At 28.6% G+C, this 1,704-nt stretch carries 3 protein-coding genes; all 3 read right to left on the bottom strand.

Going from position 1 to position 1,704, the window contains the following annotated elements:
• Positions 1-232: 232 nt before the first annotated feature.
• Positions 233-817, bottom strand: a complete 585-nt coding sequence (locus K8344_RS13830) for a hypothetical protein (RefSeq protein WP_237609269.1) — start codon at positions 815-817, stop codon at positions 233-235.
• Between the two features lie 236 nt (positions 818-1,053).
• Positions 1,054-1,500: a hypothetical protein gene (locus K8344_RS13835; protein WP_237609270.1), complete on the bottom strand. Its 447-nt coding sequence runs from the start codon at positions 1,498-1,500 to the stop codon at positions 1,054-1,056.
• A gap of 15 nt (positions 1,501-1,515) precedes the next feature.
• Positions 1,516-1,704 (bottom strand): barstar family protein (locus tag K8344_RS13840; RefSeq protein WP_237609271.1); only part of this gene is annotated, 189 nt, incomplete at its 5' end.

Consider the following 1,704-nt stretch of genomic DNA (forward strand, 5'->3'; position numbering starts at 1 on the left):
CAAAGGATAATATCATATCTTTTTACGTTACTAACGTCAAAGATAAGCATATTTTTGAATGTTTGCAGAATTTTTTTTTCAAATGTTGCCTAACGGTCTCGTATAACCGTCAGTTACGGGTTAATATGCGTTAATTTTCGGTTTGGCACAGACTTTAGCAATTCCGAGTGGATTCGGACATAGTCGAATCCGCCGTAATTGCGGTTATACATTGTTACCACACGTTTTTTTATTATATTATTTTTAATTCAGTTAGTAATTGTTCATTCGAAAATCCTGAACAACTGTCGTCTTGAAATCTTATTTTTTCAGTTCCGTTTTCAAGATTATAACTCACTCCGAAATTACAAGAATTTTCAGCATCTTGCATTAAAGTCAGTTTGCGTTCAAACAGAGCTATTCTGTCAATTATTGATTCGGTTATTTTTATTTTTCCGCGTTTTATTATTTTTCCGTTTTTGTAATATTTAAATTTTAAAAATCCATTTTTAGGCTTTAAAATCAGTTTGTCAGATTCAAAAGTCTGATGTCCCCAAGATGAAATTAAAACCCAACTGTCATTGTTTTTAATTGATTCTTTAATTAAAGATTTCTTATCGTAATCTTTGTATTTATTTACACAGATTTTTATTTCAGTCAGTTCTTTTGCGTTTGTGAAAGTAGTGTCGATTTGCTGTCCAAAAATATTTGTGTACTCGATTCTTAAAAAGTCAGAGTTATTTACGATAATCATTTTTTCATTTCCCCAGTATTTTTCAGTTTGTTCAAATTTTTGGTTAGTAAGAATTTTTGGTTTTGCTCTGTCTAGTTTAAACATAGTAAAACCATTTTCTTGACTACAATCATTGGAAAACAATTCAATTTTGTTTTGGGCAAACGAAAAGAATGTGTTTAAAACTAAAATTATCGATATGAAATGCGTTTTTCTCAAATGTGTGGTAACGTGTTTGTATAAGATTAGTTGCGTGGTTTAAGCACTAAATTTAGCAAATAAATCACAGATAGAAAGTCCGCTAGGACTTTCGTAAGTAGGCTGGTAGCAAGCAATTAATTTTATACGTTGTTGTGCTTAGTTTTTTCTTTATTTAGTTTATAAATGAGTTCTATGAATGTCTTGTCTTTATTAGTTTTAAATGACTTCGTATCATAAAATCCATTTTCATCTTGAAATCGAACTGTAATTATATGGAAAGGGTCAAGGAATGATTTCGAACGAAACTTCACTAATTCAAGTGATTTAGAATTATGAGAAAATTTATCTTCTCTATTTTTCGAAAAATTCTTTTGAAAAGAAATTAAAAGTTTTTCATTTTCCAGAGAGAAATATTTAATGTATAAATCATTTCTCAAATAGCCTACTAAAGACAAAATAGTAAAACCAATTAGAAGAATTATTAACAAGAAAAGCCAATCATTCGTTCTCTTTATATTAAAAATTGCAAATAAAAGTATTATTAAAATTGGACCTAAAAATTTATCCCTAATTATATCTTTTGTCATTTTCGAATTTATATTTTAAGTCAGCTGTAATTCAATATTTTCGTGTTCTTCTATGATTTCAATTATTCGGTCATAATATTTTAATTCCGATTTGTTTTTATCACTTCGATGCCATTTTAGGATATATTTTTCGTCAACGTCGTGAACTCCAAATCCACCGTAAAGTACATCATTAAATGCGTTTAGATTCCGTCCAATTTTCCA

This window comes from Aequorivita xiaoshiensis (assembly GCF_022008395.1).
In the GTDB taxonomy this organism is placed as follows: Bacteria; Bacteroidota; Bacteroidia; order Flavobacteriales; family Flavobacteriaceae; genus Aequorivita; species Aequorivita xiaoshiensis.

Excerpts from the sequence above, each read along its gene's own strand:
- K8344_RS13830 (WP_237609269.1), bottom strand. The coding sequence starts at position 817 with ATGTTTAAACTAGACAGAGCAAAACCAAAAATTCTTACTAACCAAAAA.
- K8344_RS13835 (WP_237609270.1), bottom strand. The coding sequence starts at position 1,500 with ATGACAAAAGATATAATTAGGGATAAATTTTTAGGTCCAATTTTAATA.